The 23674-nt window shown below is 56.4% G+C and carries 16 protein-coding genes; 10 read left to right on the top strand and 6 right to left on the bottom strand.

All coding sequences use genetic code 11. The annotated features are described in order from the left end of the window. Nucleotides 1-76: 76 nt before the first annotated feature. Both G5315_RS16970 and G5315_RS16965 read right to left on the bottom strand, forming a co-directional pair. Nucleotides 77-634 (bottom strand): TMEM165/GDT1 family protein, encoded by a 558-nt coding sequence (locus tag G5315_RS16970; protein ID WP_421258514.1) that lies wholly within the window; start codon nt 632-634, stop codon nt 77-79. A gap of 259 nt (nt 635-893) precedes the next feature. Next, nucleotides 894-1223, bottom strand: a complete 330-nt coding sequence (locus tag G5315_RS16965; protein ID WP_139428489.1) for a translation initiation factor — start codon at nt 1221-1223, stop codon at nt 894-896. 119 nt (nt 1224-1342) lie between these two features. Here G5315_RS16965 and G5315_RS16960 point away from each other — a divergent pair, with 119 nt between their 5' ends. The 3 genes from G5315_RS16960 (at nt 1343) to G5315_RS16950 (ending at nt 4208) form a co-directional block, all read left to right on the top strand. Next, the gene (locus tag G5315_RS16960; RefSeq protein WP_005337384.1) at nt 1343-1570 is read left to right on the top strand and encodes a FeoA family protein; all 228 of its coding nucleotides are present in this window, start codon (nt 1343-1345) and stop codon (nt 1568-1570) included. 128 nt (nt 1571-1698) lie between these two features. Next, nucleotides 1699-3972: a Fe(2+) transporter permease subunit FeoB gene (gene feoB, locus G5315_RS16955; RefSeq protein ID WP_421333501.1), complete on the top strand. Its 2274-nt coding sequence runs from the start codon at nt 1699-1701 to the stop codon at nt 3970-3972. Beyond that, nucleotides 3969-4208 (top strand): FeoC-like transcriptional regulator, encoded by a 240-nt coding sequence (locus tag G5315_RS16950; protein WP_064339967.1) that lies wholly within the window; start codon nt 3969-3971, stop codon nt 4206-4208. The genes feoB and G5315_RS16950 overlap by 4 nt, the downstream gene beginning before the upstream one ends. A gap of 94 nt (nt 4209-4302) precedes the next feature. On the opposite strand, the gene G5315_RS16945 is transcribed toward G5315_RS16950, so the two are convergent. From G5315_RS16945 to gltB, 4 genes are all read right to left on the bottom strand, one after another. Further along, nucleotides 4303-4953 carry a DUF2913 family protein gene (locus G5315_RS16945; protein WP_100646143.1) on the bottom strand — a complete coding sequence of 217 codons (651 nt, stop codon included), beginning with the start codon at nt 4951-4953 and terminating at the stop codon, nt 4303-4305. 98 nt (nt 4954-5051) lie between these two features. Further along, nucleotides 5052-6347, bottom strand: coding sequence for a DEAD/DEAH box helicase (locus tag G5315_RS16940; RefSeq protein ID WP_005337380.1), 1296 nt, complete (start codon nt 6345-6347; stop codon nt 5052-5054). Between the two features lie 342 nt (nt 6348-6689). Then, entirely contained in the window at nt 6690-8105 is a 1416-nt protein-coding gene (locus tag G5315_RS16935; protein ID WP_042056188.1) for an FAD-dependent oxidoreductase, read from the bottom strand. Nucleotides 8106-8117: 12 nt separating this feature from the next. Then, nucleotides 8118-12575 (bottom strand): glutamate synthase large subunit, encoded by a 4458-nt coding sequence (gene gltB / locus G5315_RS16930; RefSeq protein ID WP_421333498.1) that lies wholly within the window; start codon nt 12573-12575, stop codon nt 8118-8120. A 611-nt stretch (nt 12576-13186) separates the two neighbouring features. Here gltB and G5315_RS16925 point away from each other — a divergent pair. The 7 genes from G5315_RS16925 to G5315_RS16895 form a co-directional block, all read left to right on the top strand. Beyond that, complete coding sequence (locus tag G5315_RS16925; RefSeq protein WP_421262819.1) at nt 13187-14116, top strand: TIGR01212 family radical SAM protein; 930 nt, start codon at nt 13187-13189, stop codon at nt 14114-14116. 351 nt (nt 14117-14467) lie between these two features. Beyond that, entirely contained in the window at nt 14468-16612 is a 2145-nt protein-coding gene (locus tag G5315_RS16920) for a type I secretion system permease/ATPase (protein WP_266135586.1), read from the top strand. Beyond that, nucleotides 16605-18038, top strand: coding sequence for an HlyD family type I secretion periplasmic adaptor subunit (locus tag G5315_RS16915; RefSeq protein ID WP_266135587.1), 1434 nt, complete (start codon nt 16605-16607; stop codon nt 18036-18038). Before G5315_RS16920 ends, G5315_RS16915 begins: the two co-directional genes overlap by 8 nt. A 37-nt stretch (nt 18039-18075) precedes the next feature. Further along, entirely contained in the window at nt 18076-19401 is a 1326-nt protein-coding gene (locus G5315_RS16910; protein WP_216953335.1) for a TolC family outer membrane protein, read from the top strand. A gap of 138 nt (nt 19402-19539) precedes the next feature. Continuing rightward, nucleotides 19540-20292, top strand: coding sequence for a transglutaminase-like cysteine peptidase (locus tag G5315_RS16905; RefSeq protein ID WP_421262937.1), 753 nt, complete (start codon nt 19540-19542; stop codon nt 20290-20292). A 3-nt stretch (nt 20293-20295) separates the two neighbouring features. Continuing rightward, entirely contained in the window at nt 20296-22221 is a 1926-nt protein-coding gene (locus tag G5315_RS16900; RefSeq protein ID WP_216953336.1) for an EAL domain-containing protein, read from the top strand. A 269-nt stretch (nt 22222-22490) separates the two neighbouring features. Then, the coding region (locus G5315_RS16895; RefSeq protein WP_421333496.1) for a retention module-containing protein at nt 22491-23674 on the top strand (1184 nt) is incomplete at its 3' end.

The raw sequence follows: 23674 nt of genomic DNA, 5'->3' as shown, positions 1-23674 counted from the left end.
AGCGGATTACGCAATAGACACAGCAGCAAACAAAAAAGCCCTCCACAGGGGAGGGCTTGAGCAGCGGAAAAGGCGATCAGGCAAAGATCAGAGTGCTCACCCCGAGGCCGACGAAGAGGATGGCGCAGGCGATGCGGATCCCCTTGAGCGGCAGCTTGTCTGCCCCCAGCTTGCCGATCAGCACCACCGGCACGTTGGCCAGCATCATGCCGAGGGTGGTGCCGGTAATGACCTGTACCAGCGAATCATATTTGGCGGCCAGCAGCACGGTGGCGATCTGGGTCTTGTCGCCAATCTCGGCGATGAAGAAGAGCACGAAGGTGGCCATAAAGGGGCCGTATTTATCCAGCGAGCTCTCCTCGTCATCCACCTTGTCCGGCACCAAAATCCAGATAGCCATGGCGATAAAGGCGATGGCGACCAGCCAGGTCATTATCTTGGGATCGAGCCAGCGGCTGATGAACTCACCAATCCAGGCAGCGCCCGCATGGTTGAGCAAGGTAGCCGCCAGCATGCCGGCGATGATGGGCCAGGGCTTGCGAAAACGGCAGATGAGCAGCAACGCCAACAGCTGGGTTTTATCGCCGATCTCGGCAATAGCGACGCTGAGGGTTGAGGTTAACAAGGCTTCCATAAAAATGACCGGGGGACGGAATTGTTATAAACCAAAGACAAGCCTGCGCCATCCGTCCCCGGTATTGGCACTGGCCCGTCAAAGGTCTTGTCAAATCCATGGCTGGCATGGATCACCCTGACCATGGTGATTTGGCACCAAGTATGTTGATCAGGGTCGCAAACCGGTATTCATGAAATGGATGGCACCGGCGTGCGAGACTACTCCCCCTCGATGGGAGCGGGCATTCTAGGGAAAAACCGCATGAGTGACAAGGGGATCAGCCACCCACCAGCTTGACGCTGAAACCGGCTTTCTCCAGCTCGGTTTTGATCAGGTCCCGTTTATCCCCCTGGATCTCGATCACTCCCTCCTTGATACCGCCTCCGGTGCCGCACTTTTTCTTGAGCAGGGTGGCCAGGGATTTTTGCTGATCGGCGGGTACGCCATGAATGGTGATCACCCCGGCGCCCTTGCGCCCTTTGGTCTCGCGGCGAATGCGCACGGTGCCGTCAGTGGGGAAGGGGGAGGCGGATTGGGGAGCGCTCTGCTCCTTGATCATGCCGCCATCTGTGCTGTAAACGAGGCGGCTGTTGTTGTCGTGATTCATGGCATTACTTTATGGGTTAGCTAAGCGGAGTTTGATTTTACTCAAATAAAAGTTGAAGACACAGCTTATAATGCCCCAAGTAAAAGAGAATTATTATTGTTTAACTTCAGGAGTCAGTCATGGTACTCACGCAGTTGTCACCGGGACAGAGTGCTCGCATCAAGAATATGAATCAGCTCGCCCGGCCGCTGCGCCGCAAACTGATGGTGATGGGCCTGTTGCCCCAGACTGAAGTCATTTATCTGCGCTCCGCCCCCCTGGGGGACCCGCTCCAGATCCAGTGCCAGGGGATCTGTCTCTCCATGCAAAAGAGTCTGGCCCAGCAAATAGAAGTCGAGCCGGTATAACCCCCTGTTCGGCTACCGCTTCGGTCAAGAAAGTCACCGGGAGCGGTTCAGAGACAAGAAGTCGAACCTGCAAAGCAGCTTGCCACTCGCACGCGGCGGGTTCAGAAGAAAATAGAGGTAGAGCTGGTATGAATTATTCCCTGGTAACGGTAGGTAACCCCAATAGCGGTAAGACCTCCCTGTTCAACGCCCTGACCGGCGCCCGCCAGCAGGTAGGCAACTGGAGTGGCGTCACCGTCGACAAGAAGATGGGTGAGTTCAGCGCGGGTGAGCATCACTTCAAGCTGATGGATCTGCCCGGCATCTATAGCCTGGCGGGTCAGGATGGCAGTCTGGACGAGCAGATCGCCAGCCGCTTTGCCCAGGGCCAACAACCCGACCTGCTGCTCAACGTCATCGACGCCGCCAATCTGGAGCGCTCCCTCTACCTCACGCTGCAACTGCGCGAACTGGGCCTGCCCATGGTGGTGGTGCTCAACAAGCTGGATATCCTGCAAAAGCGCCGCATCGTCATCGACGATAGCAAGCTCGGCAAATCCCTCGGTTGCCCTGTAGTGGCCCTCTCTGCCCACAACAGCAAGCAGGTTGCCGCCTTCAAGCAGCAGATCCGGCAGTTTATCGGTCAGCCGCAAACAGCCTTGCAACTCGATTACGGCCAAGAGCTTGAAACCGATCTGGCGGAGCTGGAGACCCTGCTCGCCCCGCATCACCTCACTACCCGTGGCCGCGCCCTGCGCCTGCTGGAAGAGGATGCGGTGATGCAGGAGACTCTGCTGCCCGGTCAGCAGGCGGCCGCCGCCAATGTGGTAGCTCGCGCTCATCAAGGGCAGGATATCGACCTGCAACTGGCAGATATCCGCTACGGACATATCCACCAGTGGGTACAACAGGCTCGCCAGCAGAAGGGCAAGCTCACCGAGGCCCAGAGTGAGTGGCTGGATCGGGTGCTGCTCAATCGCTGGATTGGCATCCCCTTCTTCCTGTTTGTCATGTACCTGATGTTCATGTTCGCCATCAAGGTGGGCAGCGCCTTTATCGACTTCTTCGACATCATGGGCGGCGCCCTGTTTGTCGATGGGGTGCACCACCTGCTGGGGCTAATCAATGCCCCCGAATGGTTGGGCGCCATTCTGGCTGACGGCTTCGGGGTTGGTTTGCAGACCGTGGCCACCTTTATTCCGGTGATTGGTTGCCTCTATCTGTTCCTCGCGGTACTGGAGAGCTCCGGCTATCTGGCCCGCGCCGCCTTCGTGGTAGATGCCCTGATGCGCCGCCTCGGCCTGCCGGGCAAGGCGTTCGTGCCGATGCTGATGGGCTTTGGCTGTACCGTCCCCTCGGTGATGGCGACCCGTACCCTCAACTCCGAGCGGGAGCGGCTGATGACCTCCGCCATGGCCCCCTTCATGTCGTGCGGTGCCCGTCTGCCGGTTTACGCCCTGTTTGCGGTGGCCTTCTTCCCTGAATCAGGCCAGAACCTGGTGTTCGGTCTCTACCTCATCGGTATTCTGGTGGCGGTGCTCACTGGCCTGCTGCTGCGCAATACCCTGCTGCCGGGCAAGAGCGACTCCATGGTGATGGAGATGCCGGATTACGAGTGGCCGCGTCCTGTCAACGTTGCCATCAAGACCTGGCAGAAGCTCAAATCCTTCGTCTTTGGCGCCGGTAAAACCATCGTGCTGGTGGTTGCCGTGCTGAGCGTGCTTAACTCCCTGGGTACCGATGGCAGCTTTGGCCATCAGGAGCAGGAGAGCTCGGTCCTGAGCAAGATCAGCCAGGCGGTGACCCCGGTGCTGCACCCCATCGGTGTGCGCGATGACAACTGGCAGGCTACGGTCGGTATCGTCACCGGTATCTTCGCCAAAGAGGCGGTGGTCGGTACCCTCAACAGCCTCTACGCCGGTGGTGGCGCAGATGAAGAGGAGGCGAGCGAGTTCTCGCTGGTGGCCAGTTTCCACGAAGCGATCGATACCGTGGCGGCCAATCTGGCGGAGATCAACCCGAGCGACCCCATGGGGCTTGATGTTGGCAACCTCGACGACCAGAAAGCTGCCGCCGAGGCGCAGGAGGTGGATGTCTCCACCTACGGCAATATGCAGACCCACTTCGACGGGGCGGCCGGTGCCTTCTCCTACTTGCTGTTCGTGTTGCTCTACATGCCTTGCGCCGCAGCCATGGGCGCGCTGGTGCGGGAAACCGGTCGCCAGTGGGCGCTGATGACGGCGGTATGGTGCAACTATATGGCCTTTATGTGCGCCACCCTCTTCTATCAGGTCGCGACCTTCGCCGCTCACCCGGAGCAGAGCCTGTTCTGGATCGTCAGCTATGGCCTCTCTCTGGTACTGCTCTGGTGGGCCGGTCGCCGTCACGGTGACATCGTTGCCCGCAAGGTGGTGACCTTATGATCCTGCGCGAGCTGGGGGATTACCTCGCCGCGCAGCAGAAGGTGAGCCGGCGTGATCTGGCTCGCCACTTCCACACCTCGGAAGATGCGGTGGAGGCCATGCTCGGCGTCTGGATGCGCAAGGGGCGGGTCATCAAGCGTGAAAGCCGTATCTGTGGTGGCAGTTGCTGCGGCAAGAGCGAGGAGGTGATGTTCGAGTGGTGTGACGCGGGCCAGATTGGCATCAAGATCCGCTAAACGACTACTCAACCTCATCACCAAACATCGAACAATAAAAAACGGCAGATCCTGCTCAAGGGTCTGCCGTTTTTATTGCTGAAGACAGGCGGGCTCAGGCGCTCTGGCGAGCCTCGCTCAGCAGTGCCAGCGCCGGTTGGGCGTTGTCCGGCATCAGCCGGTAGGCTTTGTGGTGTTTGACCAGGGTGGCTTTCTTGTTGCCCTGGCTCAGCAGCAGGCCGTGCTTGAAGGCCGCCTCGGCCAGCACCTTCTCGTCACCGCGCACATAGAGGGTGAGGGGTTTGACAAGCTCACCGTCCTCGATATGGCCTTCATATTCGCTATGGCTTACCACCAGACTCGCCTGACCGCCCGATTGCAGGCGCAGCTTGGCGTTCACCTCGCTCTCGGTCAGCACCAGCCAGCCTGCCGCTGAGAGCTCCTCCAGCAGGGCAGCCAGCTTGGCTCCCAATTGCTGCGGATTGGTCATGGCGCACTGGTATTGGAAGGCGATTCGCTCCAGCAATCCCTTGAGATCGGCGCCCGCACCCAGAGTGCGGCCAAGCTGCACCCAAGCTTTCAAATCTTCCATCACCAGACGGGAGAAGCGCTTCTCCTTGAGGGAGTCGGCCATCCAGGTGCAGAGAAAGTGGCTCTCTTGGGCCGGAGTGCGCTTGCCCGCCTTTTGCTCGGCGGTACGGGCCAGTTCGGCCAGACTCTGGGTGGCCATCTCGAGCAGGGCCTGATTGTAGGTCGGAGAGGTCATAAGCAATCCTTGAGTTGACCACCAGGGGCCAACACCGATGACAGAGATGGCAAAGGCGCCAGTGGCGCCTTTGCGGTTTAATAGAGCAACTGCCCGCCTTATTTCGGCTGGCGGGGCTTCTTGGCGGCGGCCAGACGCTTGAGGCGCTGACCCTGCAGCTTGGCTTCGGCCATCACCTGGGCCACGGCGTTATCTTCACGCTGCGGGCGCTTGCCAAAGCGACGACGCTCTTGCAGCTGTTTGATCAGCTCGTCACGGCTGCTCACCTCATAGCCAGGCACCATGATGCGACGGATCTTCTGGCCGATCAGGGCCTCGATCTCCAGCAGGGTACGCTCCTCTTCACGGCTGACGAAGGAGATGGCCATGCCGCGCTTGCCGGCACGACCGGTACGGCCGATGCGGTGCACGTAATCTTCCGCCAGGAACGGCAGATCATAGTTGACCACGTATTCCAGATCCGGAATGTCCAGACCACGGGCGGCCACTTCGGTGGCGACCAGTACCCGTACCTTGCCTTCCATGAATTCGCGCAGGGCGCGGCGACGGTTGCCCTGGGCCTTCTCGCCATGGACAACGGCGGACTTGATGCCGTCAAGGTTCAGCTCCTCGACCAGCACATCACAGCTCTCGCGGGTACTAGCGAACACCAGCACCTGCTGCCAGTTCTGCTTGCCAATCAGCTCTGAGAGCAGCTCGCGCTTGCGCTTCTGCTCGACCGGATAGACGGTGTGGCTGACGGTGTCGGCAGTGGAGTTCTGCTTGTTGACGCTGACGATCTGCGGGCGATCCAGCATCAGGTTGGCCAGCTTCTTCACCGCGTCGGAGAAGGTGGCGGAGAAGAGCAGGTTCTGACGGGTCTTGTTGACCGCTTGCAGGATCTTTTGCACATCGGCACTGAAGCCCATGTCGAGGATGCGATCCGCTTCATCCATCACCAGACACTCGACGCCGGAGAGGCTGAGGTTGCAGGCGGTGAGGTGCTCCAGTAGACGGCCCGGGGTGGCCACAATGATGTGAGCGCCCGCTTTGAGCTTCTTGGCCTGCACGTCCTGCTTGCCACCGCCGACGATGGTGATGGTGGTGATATCGAGATACTTGGCGAAGTCATTGATGTTGCTCGCCACCTGAGCCGCCAGCTCGCGGGTCGGGGTCAGGATCAGCACACGGGCGTTGGAAGGCTGGACCGGAGCCGGATTGTCTACCAGACGTTGCAAGATGGGCAGGGCGAAGGCGGCGGTCTTGCCGGTACCGGTCTGGGCGCTGGCCAGCACATCGCGGCCACGGCGAATGGCCGGGATCGCCTGTTGCTGCACAGGGGTCATCTCCTGATAACCGCAATCTGAGACAGCACGCAAAATCTCGGGGGCAAAATCGAACGATTCAAATCTCATAATGGGTTCCTGTGTTCCAGCTGGGCTGTGTTTGGCTTGGTTAGCTCGGCATGAGCGAGACGGAGGTTGTAACCACCGACGGCTGCGCCTGACATCAAGTCAGAGAGTGAGCCGGAAAATGGCGGGCGCGAAGTGTAACAGATAGACGTCACAAATTCTGCCTCAAATGGTTGGAGTTTTTCCCGTGGCAGTTGCCCAGTGTAGGAGCCATCGCAAGGCACTGCATCTAGTTATCTTCACGGCTGCCAGGAGCGTATGAGCGGTTGGTGAGCGCGCATAGAAAATCAGCCCCGCATTGGCAGGGCTGACTGTTAGGGAACATCACGGCTGTGGCCGGTCAGATCAGACCGCCAGATAGTCCATGATCCCTTCGGCCGCTTTGCGCCCTTCGTAGATGGCGGTCACCACCAGATCGGAGCCGCGTACCGCGTCGCCACCGGCGAACACCTTGGGGTTGCTGGTCTGGAAGGCATATTCCGCCTGCTCGCGCGCCTTGATGCGATCCCGGTTGTCGAGCTCGATGCCGAACTCCGCCATCCAGGGTTGGGGGTTGGGTTGGAAGCCAAATGCCATCACCACCGCATCGGCAGCCAGCACCTGCTCGGAGCCTTCGATAACCACCGGATTGCGGCGGCCATTGGCATCGGGTTCACCCAGCTCGGTGCTCACCACCTTGATGCCGACGGTGCGACCGTTGGCATCCAGCTCGACCGCCACCGGCTGCAGGTTGAACATGAATTCAACCCCCTCTTCGCGGGCGTTTTTCACCTCCCGCTTGGAGCCCGGCATGTTCTCCTCGTCGCGGCGATAGGCGCAGATCACCTTGTCAGCCCCCTGACGGATGGCGGTACGCACGCAGTCCATGGCGGTATCGCCACCGCCCAGCACTACCACCTGCTTGCCGGCGAAGTCGATGTAGTCGGCTTGTGCCTTCTCGAACCCCAGCAAGCGGTTGGCGTTGGCGATGAGGTAGGGCAGGGCGTCATAGACGCCCGGCGCCTCTTCGTTGGCAAAGCCGCCCTTCATGTACTTGTAGGTACCGACCCCGAGGAAGACCGCGTCGAACTCGCCGAGCAGATCGGCGAAGGTGATATCCTTGCCAACTTCGGTCTCGAGACGAAACTCCACGCCCATCCCCTGGAAGATCTCGCGGCGACGCTGCATCACCTCTTTTTCCAGCTTGAAGGAGGGGATGCCGAAGGTGAGCAGGCCGCCGATCTCCGGATATTTGTCAAACACCACCGGGGTGACGCCATTGCGTGCCAGCACATCGGCACAGGCAAGGCCAGCAGGGCCGGCGCCGATGACGGCGACCCGCTTGCCGGTCTTGACCACGTTCGAGAGATCGGGCTTCCAGCCCATCTCGAACGCCTTGTCGGTGATGTATTTTTCGATGTTGCCGATGGTCACCGCGCCGAAGCGATCGTTGAGGGTGCAGGATCCCTCACAGAGGCGATCCTGCGGGCAGACCCGACCGCACACTTCCGGCAGGCTGTTGGTCTGGTGGGAGAGCTCCACCGCCTCCAGAATGCGCCCCTCTTTGGCCAGTTTCAGCCAGTTGGGGATGTAGTTGTGAACCGGGCACTTCCACTCGCAGTAGGGGTTGCCGCACTCGAGGCAGCGATCCGCCTGCATCTGTACCTGCGGCTGATTGAAGGACTCGTAGATCTCCACAAACTGGATTTTGCGGATCTTGAGCGGCTTCTTGGGCGGGTCGACCCGCTGGACATCGATAAACTGAAATACGTTCTGGCTCATAGGGTTCCCTCCTTATTGCGCCTGGATTCTGAGTTCTGCACTGGAACGGCTGGTGTGACCCAGCAGCGATTTCACGTCGCTGGACTTGGGTTTGATCAGCCTGAACTTGGGCACATAGGAGTCGAAGTTGGCCAGGATCTCCTCGGCGCGCGAGCTGCCGGTCTCATTGAGGTGCGCCGTGATGATGCCGCGCAGGTGCTCCTGATGGATGGCGAGATCCGCCACGTCCAGCAGTTCCACCAGCTCGGGGTTGGTGCGCTTGGCGAAGTTGCCGCACTCGTCGAGCACGTAGGCAAAGCCGCCGGTCATGCCCGCCGCGAAGTTGACGCCGGTCTGACCGAGCACGGTGACGATGCCGCCGGTCATATATTCACAGCCGTTGTCGCCAATCCCCTCGACCACCGCGAGCGCACCTGAGTTGCGCACCGCGAAACGCTCGCCAGCAGTGCCTGCGGCGTAGAGTTTGCCGCCGGTGGCGCCGTAGAGGCAGGTGTTACCGATGATGGCTGCTTCGTGGGATTTGAACGCCACACCGACATGGGGTTTGATCACCAGCTTGCCGCCGGTCATCCCCTTGCCCACATAGTCGTTGGCGTCACCGGTGAGGATCATCTCAAGGCCGCCAGCGTTCCAGACGCCGAAGCTCTGGCCTGCGGTGCCGTTGAAGTGCACCTTGACCGGATCCGCCGCCATACCCTGGTTGCCGTGCCGCTTGACGATCTCGCCCGAGAGACGCGCGCCCACCGAGCGGTCGGTGTTGCGAATGTCGTAGCGGAACTCGCCGCCGCTTGAGGTTTCCACCGCTTCCAGCAGATCTTCCACCATCTTGAGGTTGAGCGGCCCCTTGTCGAAGGTGGGGTTGTGCTGCTGACTGAACAGGCTGGAGCCTGCCGGTGCTACCGGACGGGCCAGAATGCCGGAGAGATCCAGCTTGGCCTGACGGGCGGTGAGGCCGGGCAGGGCTTCCAGCAGATCGGTGCGGCCAATCAGGTCGGTCAGCTGGGTGACGCCGAGCTGAGCCATCAGCTCGCGGGTCTCCTCGGCGATGAACTTGAAGTAGTTCATCACCATCTCCGGCAGGCCGGTGAAGTGCTCGCGACGCAGCTTCTCATCCTGAGTGGCAACGCCGGTGGCGCAGTTGTTCAGGTGGCAAATACGCAGGTATTTGCAACCGAGTGCCACCATGGGGCCGGTGCCAAAACCGAAGCTCTCGGCGCCGAGGATGGCCGCCTTGATGATGTCGAGGCCGGTTTTGAGACCGCCATCCACCTGCAGTCGTACCTTGTGGCGCAGACCGTTGGCGACCAGCGCCTGTTGGGTTTCAGCCAGACCCAGCTCCCACGGGGAGCCGGCATATTTGACCGAGGTGAGGGGGCTCGCGCCAGTGCCACCGTCATAACCGGAGATGGTGATGAAGTCGGCATAGGCCTTGGCCACGCCGCAGGCAATGGTGCCAACGCCGGGTTCGGAGACCAGTTTCACCGACACCAGACAGCTTGGGTTGATCTGCTTGATGTCGAAGATGAGCTGGGCCAGATCCTCGATGGAGTAGATATCGTGGTGCGGCGGCGGTGAGATCAGGGTCACGCCGGGCACGGAATAGCGCAGCTGGGCGATTTGGGCGGTGACCTTGTCACCGGGCAGCTGGCCCCCTTCGCCGGGCTTGGCCCCCTGAGCCACCTTGATCTGCACTACATCGGCGTTCATCAGGTAGTGGGGGGTGACGCCAAAGCGGCCGGAAGCCACCTGCTTGATGCGGGAGTTCTTCTCGGTACCGAAGCGCTTGGGATCTTCGCCACCTTCGCCGGAGTTGCTCTGACCACCGAGGCGGTTCATGGCAACAGCCAGTGCCTCGTGGGCCTCAGGGCCGAGGGCGCCGATGGACATGGCCGCGGAGTCGAAGCGGGGGAACAGCTTGTCGGCTGGCTCAACCTGATCCAGTGCGACCGGATTGTCGACCTTCTTCAGGGCCAACAGGTCACGCAAGGTAGAGACCGGGCGTTCGTTGACCAGACGGGCGTACTCCTTGTAATCGGCATAGTTGCCGGAGCGCACCGCGGTTTGCAGGGTCTGCACCACATCCGGGTTGTAGGTGTGGTACTCGCCGCCGTGAACGAACTTGAGCAGGCCGCCATGGGGGAGGGGCTTGCGCACCAGCCAGGCCTGACGGGCCAGATTGTGCTGATCCTGCTGGATGTCGGCAAAATCGGCACCCTGAATACGGCTCGATACGCCGCGGAAGCAGGTATCGACCACCGATTTGGCCAGACCCACCGCTTCAAACAGTTGGGAGCAGCGGTAGCTGGCGACGGTGCTGATGCCCATCTTGGACATCACCTTGTAGAGCCCCTTGTTGATGCCGTTGCGGTAGTTGACCATGGCCTGGCGCAGGGGCATGGCGAGCACCCCCTCTTCAACCTGCTTGGCCAGGGTTTCGTAGGCCAGATAGGGGTAGATGGCGGTCGCGCCAAAGCCCAGCAGCACCGAGAAGTGGTGCGGGTCGCGGCAACTTGCAGTTTCCACCAGAATGTTGGCGTCGCAGCGCAGGTTGTTGTCCACCAGGGTGCGCTGCACTGCACCCACCGCCATGGCGGCCGGGATCGGCAGGGTGTCGGCGCTGATGTCGCGGTCCGACAGCACCAGCAGCACGGTGCCACTCTTGGCAGCAGTTTTTGCCTCCTCGCAGATACGCACGATGGCTGCTTCCAGTCCCTCTTCGGGCTTGAAGTTGAGGCTGATCACCTGATGACGGTAGTACTCACCTTCCAGTGCCAGCAGCTGGTGGAAGTCGGAGTAGAGCAGGATCGGCGACTGGAACAGCACCCGGTGGGCGTGGCCGAAGGTCTCGTTGAAGACGTTCTGCTCGCGACCGATACAGGTGGCCAGCGACATGACGTGGTTTTCCCGCAGCGGATCGATGGGCGGGTTGGTCACCTGGGCAAACATCTGGCGGAAGTAGTCATAGAGGGTACGCGGGCCGGAGGAGAGCACCGCCATCGGGGTGTCATCCCCCATGGAACCCACCGCTTCCTGACCGTTTTCACCGAGAACCCGGATGATCTGATCCAGCTCCTCGAAGGAGTAGCCAAACAGCTTCTGATAGATTTTCAGCTGCTCATCGGAGAACTCGCGGCTACCGGTCTGGCTGTCGTCCATCTGCTCGAAGGGGACCAAGCGGCGGCAATGTTTGTCCATCCACTGCTTGTAGGTGTGGCGGTTTTTGAGATCGTCATCGATCTCGAAGCTGGTCCACACCTTGCCGTTGCTGGTATCCACAACGAACAGCTCACCCGGGCCCACCCGGCCCTTCTCCAGCACTTCGTCCGGGGTGTAGTCCCAGGTACCGACTTCTGAGGCGAGGGTGATGAACTTGTCCTTGGTGATGACGTAGCGGGCCGGACGCAGACCGTTGCGATCAAGTGCGCAGGTGGCGTAGCGACCGTCGGTCATGACGATACCGGCGGGGCCATCCCACGGCTCCATGTGCATGGAGTTGAAGTCGTAGAAGGCGCGCAGGTCGTCATCCATGTTCGGGTGCTTTTGCCATGCAGGCGGGATCAACAGGCGCATGGCACGGAACAGGTCCATACCACCGGCGAGGAAGAGATCCAGCATGTTGTCGAGGCTGGAGGAGTCTGAGCCGGTGGTGTTGACGAAGGGAGCCGCTTCCTGCAAATCGGGAATGAGCGGCGTCGCAAACTTGTAGCTGCGTGCCTTGGCCCACTGGCGGTTGCCGGCGATGGTGTTGATCTCGCCGTTGTGGGCCAGATAGCGGAACGGCTGGGCCAGCGGCCAGCGCGGGCTGGTGTTGGTGGAGAAACGCTGGTGGAAGACGCAGATGGCCGCCTGCATACGGATGTCGGCGAGATCCAGATAGAAGCGCGGCAAGTCCACCGGCATGCACAGCCCTTTATAGACGGTGACCAGGTTGGAGAGGCTGACCACGTAGAAGTAGTCGTCGTTGACGCGCTTTTCGATGCGGCGACGCACGATATAGAGACGGCGCTCGAGATCCTTGTCGACCCAGCCGGGCGGGGCGTTGACAAAGACCTGTTCAATGCTGGGCAGGGAGGCTTTGGCGATGGTACCCAGTACGTTGGTATCGACGGGCACCTTGCGCCAGCCGACCAGACTCAGGGTCTCTTTTTCCAGCTCTTCGTCGATGATGTCGCGGGTCTGCTGGGCCAATACGGGGTCAGGGTTGAGAAACAGCATGCCGACCGCATAGTTGCGGCCAAGGTGCCATCCCTTCTCCTCGGCGACAGCTCTGAAGAAGCTGTCCGGTTTTTGCAGCAGCAGACCGCAACCATCGCCGGTCTTGCCATCGGCGGAGATCCCGCCGCGGTGCTGCATGCGAGCCAATGCTGACATCGCGAGACGGACAAGCTTGTGGCTGGCTTCCCCTTCCATGTGGGCCAACAGGCCGAAGCCACAGTTATCCCTCTCCAGCTTTGGATCATATAGTGACATTGCATTTCTCCCTTGCTCGGCCTTGTATCGCACAGTCATCACCTGACTGCATAAATTGCGATTGGCTCTTGTGGTTCCGTCTGCCTGACGTGGCGAATCTCCAAACTAATGGGATTTTCTGGCGAGGTCAATCGCAGGTCAGGTTTGTCTTCATGGTTACATTCGCATAACAAAATGTCGGGTTAGGGGGATTAGCTCGCAGTTATGGAGTGTTTATTCTGTGTGGCTTGATTTTGTTGGTGAAATATATCGCCATTGACGGGCTCAATGGTGCGCTCGGCGACGATGGGCGAATGTAGTAATTTTACCAACCCGATGTGGCCGACAGCGGAAGGGATCACATTTTCAATATCCCATGCTTGCAATTGTGTGCTGTCGGGTCTCTTTGAATTTTTCATTGTTCAACAGTGGGTTATCAGGTCTCATTTTCATATGGATGTTTACTGTTTGAATCGTCAAAGAACTGTAAAAATCCTTTTTTTGCGCTTTTTCTCTATATTTATTCAAAATTGGTCGGGTATTTATATGTTTTACCCTCTCCGCTAGCTTGATCCAGCTCAGCCCCTGTTTTGCGCAAGCTCGTACAATGGCGCTCCTTTAGCGGAGGTGTCATGCAGTTACACGAACTCGTCAATACATTCGGTCAGGATCTCAAGCAACGTCACGGTCAGAAGATCCACAAACTCTCCATCCACGGGGCCTTCACTTGCCCGAACCGGGACGGCACCCTGGGCCGTGGTGGCTGCACCTTCTGCAATGTATCCTCTTTTGCTGACGAATCGGCTCAGCAACTCTCAGTGGTGCAACAACTGCTGGCTCGCCGAGACGAAGTCACCCGTGCCAAGCGCTATCTTGCCTACTTTCAGGCCTATACCAGTACCTATGCCGAGGTCGAGTATCTGCAGCGGATGTATGAAGAGGCACTGTCGGTGAGCGATATGGTGGGGCTCTGCGTGGGCACTCGCCCCGATTGCGTGCCGGATGCGGTGCTGGATCTGTTGGCGGGCTATCAGGCCCGGGGTTACGAGGTGTGGCTGGAGCTCGGGCTGCAAAGTGCCAACGACAATACCTTGCAACGGATCAACCGCGGCCACGGTTATGCCGCCTATGAGGATGCGGTAAGACGTGCCCATCAGCGCGGCATCAAGGTATGTGCTCATCTGATCGTTGGCCTGCCGGGCGAAGTGCCGATGGACAGCCTCGATACCCTGCATCGTATCGTTGAGACCGGTGTTGAGGGGATCAAGCTGCATCCGCTTCATGTGGTTGAAGGCAGTACTCTCGGCAAAGCGTGGCAGGCGGGGCGGCTTGAGGTATTGACGCTGGAGCAGTATGTGGAAGCCGCTGTCGCCATGATCCAGCACACGCCGCCCGAGGTGGTGTATCACCGGATTTCGGCCTCCGCGCGCCGCCCAACCCTGCTTGCTCCCGCCTGGTGCGAGAATCGCTGGACTGCGATGGCGGACATTGCACGAGCACTCTCCTTGAGTGGCCCTCAGGGTCATGCACTGGGAAGACCCTTCATACTTCCTGACCTATAATTGAGTTCGTAATTATTATTTTCACGTAAAACATAGGGTTATATAAAAAGTTCATACCATAAACTATAGTTTTGGTACCTGCAGGTTGATATAGTGATGCGCCACAATAAATGCCATTATCAATTAACACCTCCATTTACCTGAGGGAGGCGTCGGCATGATGCTCACAGGCTGGTTTTACCAATCATCATGCAAGGAAAATTGGTGGTGAGTGTCACGATGTATCCGGATAGGTTTATTCCCTGATCAGGCTCATCTGTGGGAGGGGGCTCGTTTTTAGAGTCGCTATAGCAGGAAAATATGAGTGATACCCCTCTCGTATCGACCTTATTAATGCAGTGACGGGATGCTATGCAAGCAGAAACAAGTCGTATCGATGAGTTATTGGAGTGTCTGGTCTTCTTGACCCGCTTTTATGGTGTGCCCAACAGCCAGGATGCCCTGACGACCGGGTTGCCACTGGTCTCCGGACGACTGACTACAGCACTCTTTTGTCGTGCTGCCGAGCGGGGCGGGCTATCTGCCCGTGAAGTGATCCAGCCGCTTGATCAGATCTCTCCCTTGCTGCTGCCCTGCGTATTGCAGATGCGTAACGGTGGCGCCTGTATTTTGCTGGAGTGGAACGAAGATCGCAGCCAGGGGAAAGTGATTTTCCCGCAGGCAGGTGATGCCGCCCAATGGCTGACTGCTGCCCAGCTGGGTGATGAGTATTTGGGGCGTCTCTTTTACGTTAAGAAGCAGTTCAAATTTGACGAGCGCTCTCCCAAGGTGCTGGAGACCCGTGATGGCCACTGGTTCTGGAGCACTTTGTTTGAATCTCGCGGAATCTATCGCGATGTGCTGATCGCCTCCATTCTGATCAACCTGTTTGCCATCGCCAGCCCCCTCTTTACCATGAACGTCTATGACAAGATTGTGCCCAATCTGGCATTTGATTCGCTCTGGGTGCTGGCGGTCGGGGCCATGGTGGTCTTTACCTTCGATTTTGTGATGCGGCAGTTGCGCAGTTACTTTATCGATATCGCTGGCAAAAAGTCTGATGTGCTGCTGTCCGCCAAGATTTTCGCCAAGGTGATGGGCATGCGGATGGAGTCTCGTCCCGCTTCCACCGGCGCTTTCGCCAAACATCTGCAGGAATTTGAATCGGTGCGGGAGTTTTTCACTTCCGCGACGGTTTCTACTCTTATCGATCTGCCTTTTGCCGTCTTCTTCCTTTTTATTATCTGGATGTTTGCCGGTGTGATGGTGGTGGTCCCCATCGTCGCCATGCTGATCCTGATCGCCTACAGCTTCTATATTCAAGAGCCGCTCAAAAAGTCCATCGAAGAGGGTTCCCGGCTGGCCTCTCAGAAAAATGCCAACCTGATCGAAAGTATTTCCGGGCTGGAAACGGTCAAAATTTTTGGCGCCGAGAGTCTGTTCCAGCACCGTTGGGAGCAGGCTGTTTCCCATATTTCCACCTGGGGTGTACAAACACGGCGAATTACCAACTCCATGTCGTCACTGGCCAGTTATATCCAGCAGGTGGTGACGGTCGGTCTGGTGATTGTCGGTGTTTACCAGATCTCCGAAGGCTTAGTCACCATGGGGGGGATGATTGCTGCCGTGATGCTCTCCAGTCGTGCCATTGCGCCCATGGTGCAACTCTCAGTGTTGTCGACCCGTTATAACCAGGCCAAGTCTGCACTGGATATTCTGGAAAAAATCATGCAAACCCCGGGTGAGCAGGAGGAAGGCAAGCAATATATCCATCATCCGGTGATTGCCGGTCGAATTGAATTCGAAAATGTTTCGTTCAAATATCCAGGAATGGAAACCAGCACCCTGCACCATATCAATTTGCGTATTCAGCCGGGTGAAAAGGTGGCAATTATCGGCCGGATTGGGGCGGGTAAAACGACCCTCGAGAAGTTGTTGATGGGGCTGTATCGGCCGACTGACGGTTCGGTCCGGATCGATGGTTTCGAAATAGACCAGTTGCCTCCCTCGGTGATTCGTCGCAATATCGGTTGTGTTCCCCAAGATGTCATTCTCTTTTTTGGTTCGGTGCGAGACAACATCATGCTGGGTAATCCGCTGGTGGATGACGTGAGAGTCTTGCGTGCTGCCAAGCGGGCGGGCGTCACCAATTTTACCAACCGTGATCCCAACGGATTGGATCGGCAGATAGGTGAGGGTGGCCGTCAGCTTTCCGGTGGCCAGCGTCAGTCGATCCTGCTGGCACGCGCCCTGCTCAATGATCCCCCCATTCTGGTGATGGATGAGCCTACCTCCAACATGGACAACCAGTCCGAGATGCAGGTCAAACAGGAGCTCGCCAGACTGGGCCCGGAAACCACCTTGATCCTCATCACCCACAAGACCTCAATGCTGGATGTGGCCTCGCGAGTTATCGTCATCGAGCAGGGACAGATTGTGGCAGATGGTCCCAAAGAGGTGGTGTTGCAGCAGTTGAAGGAAGGCAAGGTGCGCGTGCAGGAGGTGTCCCATGGTTAAGGGGCTCATGAACTGGTTAAAACGCAGCAAAAATGCGCCTTCCGGTGATGTATTGCCGGCACCCGAGCATCTGGAGTTTGTCGATGACGGCGCGGCAGCTGTGTTGCTTACTACCCCAACCGGTGCCCGCATCCTGTTATGGTGCTGTTTCCTCTTTTTCATGAGTGCCATCGTCTGGGCTGCCTGGGCCGAGCTGGATGAAGTCACCGTGGGTCAGGGCAAGGTGATCCCATCCCGCCAACTACAGGTGATCCAGAATCTGGAAGGGGGGATAGTCAAAGAGATCTTCGTCAAAGAGGGGGATATCGTCGAGAAGGGACAGCCGCTGCTGCGCATCGATGACACCCGTTTCCGCTCCGATTTTCGAGAGCGTGAGCAGGAGCTGGTCACTCTGAAAGGAGATATTGCACGGTTACGGGCCGAAATGGCCAGTGTTGAGGTTAAAAATGATCCCGCACTGGGGTGGCGTGAACAGGTAGTGGTGGGAGAAGCGCCAATTCAGTTCCCGGATGGCTATGAAACCGTCTTTCCCGAATATGCCAACCGTGAACGCTCGGTACAACGGGATCGCCTTAATAACCTGAAGAACCAGCTCTATATTCTTGGTCAACAGATCGAGCAGAAAGAGCAGGAACTGATTGAACTGAATGCCAAAATTCGCACAGTAAATCGCAGTGTGGATCTGGCCAGACAAGAGCTCAATATTAGCCGTCCACTGGCAAAAGAGGGTATAGTGCCTCAAGTGGAGCTAATTAAGCTGGAGCGGCAGGTCAACGAGATGCAGGGGGAGCTGGAGAGCAACCGTCTGCTGATACCAAAACTCAATTCGGTGTTGCGTGAGACTATTTCCAAGCGCAATGACATAGCGCTGAAATTCCGTGCTGACTCCCAGACGGAACTGAATGAGAAGCAGGGGCGACTTGGCCAGTTGTCAGAAGGGCAGGTTGGCTTGCGAGATAGGGTTGATCGGACCAGCGTGATTGCTCCGCTCAAGGGCACCATCAAGAAACTCAAGATCAACACCCTGGGCGGCGTGGTGCAGCCCGGCATGGATTTGATGGAGATAGTGCCGCTGGAGGACACCTTGTTGGTTGAAGCCAAGGTGTCGCCGAAAGATATCGCCTTCCTGCGACCGGGGCTGGATGCCATCGTCAAGATCACTGCCTACGACTTTACAATCTATGGAGGATTGCATGGCAAGGTTGAACAGATAAGTGCGGACTCGATCCAGGATGAGGAGGGGAACTCCTTTTATCTGGTTCGGGTGCGTACCGAGAAGAGTTACTTGGGCGATGAGCTTAACGCACTTCCCATCATCCCCGGTATGTTAGCCAGTGCTGATATCATTACTGGTAAAAAAAGTGTCCTAGACTATTTACTTAAGCCGATTTTACGGGCTAAGCAGTCGGCACTGAGAGAACGATAAGCCAACAATCTAAAAACAAAACATGACTGGAGATAACATGAAAAAAACGATTGTTGCCATGCTGGTCAGTGGCATCACCCTGATCCCTAGTTTGGGTCAGGCCCAGACTCTGGAAGAGTCGGTGGCACAGACACTCGCTACGCATCCCAAGATCAAGGAAGCGTTTGATCTCTACCAGGCACGCCTCTATCAGCATGATGGCGCCAAGGGTGGCTATTATCCTACGATCGATCTGCGTGGCGGCGTAGGCTATGAAAAGACTGACAGCCCTTCTACCCGGGCTGCTGGTTCAAACAGCAATATTGATGACTCCATGACTCGCAAAGAGGCTGGACTCAGTTTGCGGCAGATGTTGTTTGATGGCTTTGATGTCAGCAACAACGTCTCCCGAACTGAAGCTGAAGCCAACGCCCAGCGTCTGGCGATGATCTCCGAAGCAGAGAATACCGCGCTGCGAGTGGCTGAGGTCTACCTCAATATGCTGCGCCAGCAGGAGATCCTGGAACTCTCCAAACAGAACCTGGAAACCCACGAACAGATCCGTAGCGACATTCAGAAACGGACTGATTCAGGGCTTGGTTCTACTGCTGATCAGACCCAGATTGATGGTCGTGTTGCCAGGGCCTACGCCAACCAAGCCGCCGCTGAAAACAACTACCGTGATGCGGAAAGCGAGTTTATTCGGGTGGTTAACGAGGTACCAAAAGATCTCGTTCAACCGGTACCTAATGCCGAGTTGGTCCCGGCTAGTCTCGATACTGCCCTGAAAACGGCGACAGAAGTTCACCCGACCCTGCTCTCATCCCTGCAAGATATTGAAGCGGCCAAGTATCAGCATGAAGGTGCCAAATCCGGTTTCTACCCTAACGTCACTTTTGAAGTGGACCAAAACTGGAATGAGGATATTGATGCCGTTAAAGGTCGCAATGACGATCTGACAGCTATGGTGCGGATGCGTTACAACCTGTTCCGAGGTGGTTCTGACGTAGCCGAGAGCAATGCAACTTCGGCACTGTACTCTCAGGCGAAAGACATTCATCTGAATGCATTTCGTCAGGTAGAAGAGGGAACCCGTTTGGCATGGAATGCGAAAGAGTCGCTGGCCAAACAGAAAACCTTCCTTAAAGAGCATGTGGATGCAAGCTACGATACCGTTCAGGCATACAAGAAGCAGTTTGGCTTGGGTCAGCGAACCTTGCTGGACGTATTGAACACCGAAAACGAATTGTTCGAAGCGCGTCGCAGTTATATCACTGCTGAGTATGATGCATTGCTGGCGGACTATCGCATCCTCAATGCGACAGGAAGTCTGCTCAATGCATTTAGCGTCAAGCAACCCGCTGAATGGCAGCCCAGGCAATAACCGTTTGCCAATGATCCCGCCGGGATGATGATGAACGCCAACATGGTGACTGCTGCTGGCAGTCACCATGTTTGGCTAAAGTAGGTGGTTGCACGGTTTTTGAGGAGTGCAGTAGCAATCATGCAGCAGGCATATGACGTGACACTCCTGCGTGGTACCGGAAGCAGATGGTGTGATCTCCTCAATAAATGGAGATACCGATCTCTACGTACTCTGCGCCACTCCTTATGGATCCTGCTGTTACCCTTCTCACTTTTGCTCTGTGCCAGCCAGCCTCTGCCACAGGAAGATCTCAACTTGATCAAGCGGGCGGAGCAGACCTATGGTGCCAGAGCCGGCAAGCGTGTAACCAGTTGGCGCATGCTGGTGATGGAAACGAAGGGAAAGGCACTGAGCGAGGCGAAAAAGCTCGAAAGAGTGAACAACTTTTTTAATCAAATGCGCTTTGTTGATGACATCAAGTTGTGGCGCAAGAAAGATTACTGGGCAACCCCGCTCGAGTTTCTGGGGGCTGCCGGAGGAGATTGCGAAGATTTCAGTATTGCCAAATATTCCACACTACTGGAATTGGGGATCCCGGATGAAAAAATGCGGATGGTTTATGTCAAGGCCCTTGATTACAACCAGTTCCACATGGTGGTGGCATATTATGAGACCCCCTCTTCTGTTCCGGTTATTTTGGATAATTTGATAGGCTCTATTCGACCAGCTACCCAACGGCGAGATTTGGTACCTATCTATAGTTTTAACGGTAGTCACTTGTGGTTGATGAAGGCGCGAGGCCAAGGGGAGCTGGCTGGCCAATCATCTCGCTTGGGATTATGGAATGATTTACGCAATCGCATGACATCGGGGCGATTGGCTAGGCCTGTGGTGAATTTGGATGATTAACCTATGACGCTTTATAGACAGTTATTGGCCACCATGTTGCTGTTGTTTGGACTGTTGTTTGCAGCTACGTATTGGGTGCAATTCAATTCGACACGAACTTATCTGGCACAACAGCAGGAGACAACGGTAATCAACACCGCTACGTCACTGGGACTGGCATTAACTCCTTATCTTGAAAATGGCGACAAGGTGGGAGCTGAGTCGGTGATTAAGGCCATATTTGATGGTGGTTATTACCGTATGGTTCGTCTTGACCTGCTTGCGTCGAAAGATGTGATTGAAGAAGAAAACAGCAGCCGTATTCAAGGTGTACCTGACTGGTTTATTGAACTTGGCTTGTTTCCGGAAGTATCCAATGAGTCAATTCTGACGTCTGGCTGGCTGCAACTTGGCAAGCTCAAGGTGGTGGGCCACCCAGGACAAGCCTATCACGAACTGTGGGCAGGGATGAGCGAACTGGCGACCTGGTTTGTGATTGGATTTTTGGTAACCACGATCTTGCTTATGCGTGCACTTAATTTCCTGTTAAAACCGCTCAAGCAGATTTGTGAGCAGGCCGTCGAGATTGAATTGCATCATTTTGGGCATACCATTCCAGAGCCCAAGACCTATGAATTGAAGCAGGTTGTACAAGCGATCAACATCTTATCCGGAAAGTTGGCGGTGCAATTCAAAGAGCAGGCCGACGAGGCGGAGAAACTGCGTGAACGAGTTTATGTGGATGCCGTTTCTGGCTTGGGTAATCGAGCCTATTTTGTTGGTCAGGTTAATGCCTGGATTGCAGAATCTGGCCAAGGGGGCATCATGTTGGTTGCGGTAGATATGCTCGATGATATCTACCGTGATGAAGGTTTTGCTGCCCGTGATAATATGGTCAAATCTATAGCACAAATCTTACGCGAACAGCTTAAGGGATGGGATGGTGCAGCTGTGGCGCGGATATCAGCGACCGAATATGCTCTGCTCTGCCCGACAGATGATTTGGGTCAGCTTAAGGAGTTGGCAGAAATTATCAATTCTCGTATTGCTGATCTGGTCGTGAACCCAATGGCGGAGGGTAATCCTCTCTCCGTCATTGGTATTGCAGGTCGTGATGGTAATGATGATCTCTCAGTCCTGTTGACTAAAGCGGATAATGCACTCGGCAAGGCGCGTAATGAACGCCGTGGTGCTGTTGTCATGGAAGGGGGAGCCGAGCAGGGGTTGATGGGGCGCTTGGCATGGCGTGATTTGGTTCAGGATGCTATTTCGCATCACCTCTGGCGATTCAAGGCTCAGCCAGCTTGCCGATTTGATAACGGGGCCAGGTTGCATGCCGAGTTGTTTGCATCTATCTCTCGCGATGGCACGGACTATTTTGCCGGTCAGTTTTTGCCTGCCATCGAACAGTTCAAATTGGGGGGCGATTTTGATCAGGCAATACTTGATGCATGTGTTCCCTTACTGCACAAACAAGCGGATCTAGTGCTGGCAATTAATATAACGGCAGGTTCGCTTTGTTCGGATGAGTTTTTGACCTGGCTGACGCACTATCTGGTCGAACATGGCGAATTGAAAGAACGGCTGTTATTCGAGATACCCGAGGCAGCCATTATGAAGCACAAAGATCATGTGGCCGCTTTGGTAGGCGCATTGCAGGTCCATGGTTTCCAGTGGGGGGTTGACCACTACGGCCGTCACTTCCAGTCACTGGGCTATCTGGAGGAGTTAGCGCCTGCCTATGTCAAGGTGGATCACGGTTATACCAGTCAGGTCATGGAGCCGGGTGCTGACACCTCATTCTTGGCTGCAGTGTGCCGAGCTGCACACAATGCCGGTGTGACCACCATTGCAACCCGCGTCGAAGATCAACATCAAGTGGAACTGCTTTCCAAGTTGCATATCGATGGTTATCAGGGATTTGTGCATCCTGCTTTCCCCTTGTCTTGATTGATATGTGCAGTGTAGAAATGGCCCCGAATGGGGTCATTTTTTATATCAATACAATATATTTTTTGATTTTTTTATTATCAAATTAATATGGGTGTTATTTGGTTCCATTTATATCGTTATGATTTTAATGAAGAAAAAATAACCTTTCGATTTTATTCTCTATATCGGTTTGAGGGCAGTCAAACCTATAGATTATTGCAACGGAAAAGCACGTTATCTCCCTCTACGGTGTAGACATCAAGATCTGTCACGTTGGAGCAATGGATATGCGTACCCAAATCATCGACAAGTCCGTGGTTGTCTCAGCTATCGAAGGGAATGTGGAGATTGTGCTGGCTGATGGCAGCAGTCGCCCCCTGCAAAAGGGGGAAATACTCCAGCCCGGTGCCAAATTGACCATAGCGGATGATGCCAAGCTTGTTCTTTCCCCCTATGACGATACACCAGCGCAGAATGTACCCACCGGTTCCGAATTAGCAGAACCGGGACAACCGCAAGGTGGTGCCAGCACGGAGGGCACTCCTTCTGACATTGCTGCATTGCAAGAGTCAATTTTGCAAGGCGTTGACCCGACGCAAAACTTTGAGGCTTCAGCAGCAGGTGGTGCACCTGCTGCCGGTGGTGGCGGTGGTATTGGCGGGGTAGCAGGAGCAAGCGGCAATGGTGGCTTTGTCACCATTGATAGAACCGGTGATGCGACCATTGCCGAGGCCGGTTTTGATACCAATTATCAGGCTGAACCCATTATCAACACTGAGCAAGCGGCTGAACCACTGTTAGAACCGGAGCCACTAACTAATCTCTTGTTGGATGAGAGTGAAGTATTTTCGATGGATGAAGATAACCCTGTCAGTGGTGATCTTTTGGCCAATAGCTCCAACCCGGATGGTCCCTTGGCTCAATCCATCATCAGCTATAGCTGGGGTAGTAATATTGATGTTCCCGCAGGTGTTACATCGACCCTTACTGGCATTGGTACGCTGATCATCAACAGTGATGGCTCTTTCACCTTTACCCCCGCTCCTGACTATTCTGGTGCAGTTCCTACAGTAAGTTATCTGGTCACCGATAGTTCTGATGTTGTTACTTCGACCTTGACGCTGATAGTGACGCCACAAGGTGACATCGACTTCAACGTCGAGACCCTGAATGCGGGTGCGACCGAAACGGATGGCACGGTACAGGTGCTGCTGACCAACACGGTGAGTATCAGCGATGGCGACGGGTCAGAGACCTGGACCAGCCTGGTGTATACCTTCAACAATTTGCCTGCGAATACCACTGCAGTGGGTGGCACCCTGGTGGGTAACGTCCTGACAGTGAACGTGGTGGCGGGGGCATTGCCGCCGGCATTCGGGCTGGTGTTCCCGGCGGACTATTCGACGGCCGGGGTGTCGGGCAGTGCGAACAACACCGGTGCGCCCATCAGTTACACCGTGGTGGCGACCAC

Origin of the sequence: Aeromonas sp. 603607 (assembly GCF_049171595.1) — a bacterium.
In the GTDB taxonomy this organism is placed as follows: Bacteria; Pseudomonadota; Gammaproteobacteria; order Enterobacterales; family Aeromonadaceae; genus Aeromonas; species Aeromonas veronii.
The sequence above is the reverse complement of the archived record's forward strand: the minus strand, read 5'-3'. Positions and strand labels throughout refer to the sequence as shown.

What these genes read in the sequence shown, in the direction of transcription:
- G5315_RS16970 (WP_421258514.1), bottom strand. Translation starts at nt 634, where the DNA reads ATGGAAGCCTTGTTAACCTCAACCCTCAGCGTCGCTATTGCCGAGATC.
- G5315_RS16965 (WP_139428489.1), bottom strand. Translation starts at nt 1,223, where the DNA reads ATGAATCACGACAACAACAGCCGCCTCGTTTACAGCACAGATGGCGGC.
- G5315_RS16960 (WP_005337384.1), top strand. Translation starts at nt 1,343, where the DNA reads ATGGTACTCACGCAGTTGTCACCGGGACAGAGTGCTCGCATCAAGAAT.
- feoB (WP_421333501.1), top strand. Translation starts at nt 1,699, where the DNA reads ATGAATTATTCCCTGGTAACGGTAGGTAACCCCAATAGCGGTAAGACC.
- G5315_RS16950 (WP_064339967.1), top strand. Translation starts at nt 3,969, where the DNA reads ATGATCCTGCGCGAGCTGGGGGATTACCTCGCCGCGCAGCAGAAGGTG.
- G5315_RS16945 (WP_100646143.1), bottom strand. Translation starts at nt 4,953, where the DNA reads ATGACCTCTCCGACCTACAATCAGGCCCTGCTCGAGATGGCCACCCAG.
- G5315_RS16940 (WP_005337380.1), bottom strand. Translation starts at nt 6,347, where the DNA reads ATGAGATTTGAATCGTTCGATTTTGCCCCCGAGATTTTGCGTGCTGTC.
- G5315_RS16935 (WP_042056188.1), bottom strand. Translation starts at nt 8,105, where the DNA reads ATGAGCCAGAACGTATTTCAGTTTATCGATGTCCAGCGGGTCGACCCG.
- gltB (WP_421333498.1), bottom strand. Translation starts at nt 12,575, where the DNA reads ATGTCACTATATGATCCAAAGCTGGAGAGGGATAACTGTGGCTTCGGC.
- G5315_RS16925 (WP_421262819.1), top strand. Translation starts at nt 13,187, where the DNA reads ATGCAGTTACACGAACTCGTCAATACATTCGGTCAGGATCTCAAGCAA.
- G5315_RS16920 (WP_266135586.1), top strand. Translation starts at nt 14,468, where the DNA reads ATGCAAGCAGAAACAAGTCGTATCGATGAGTTATTGGAGTGTCTGGTC.
- G5315_RS16915 (WP_266135587.1), top strand. Translation starts at nt 16,605, where the DNA reads ATGGTTAAGGGGCTCATGAACTGGTTAAAACGCAGCAAAAATGCGCCT.
- G5315_RS16910 (WP_216953335.1), top strand. Translation starts at nt 18,076, where the DNA reads ATGAAAAAAACGATTGTTGCCATGCTGGTCAGTGGCATCACCCTGATC.
- G5315_RS16900 (WP_216953336.1), top strand. Translation starts at nt 20,296, where the DNA reads ATGACGCTTTATAGACAGTTATTGGCCACCATGTTGCTGTTGTTTGGA.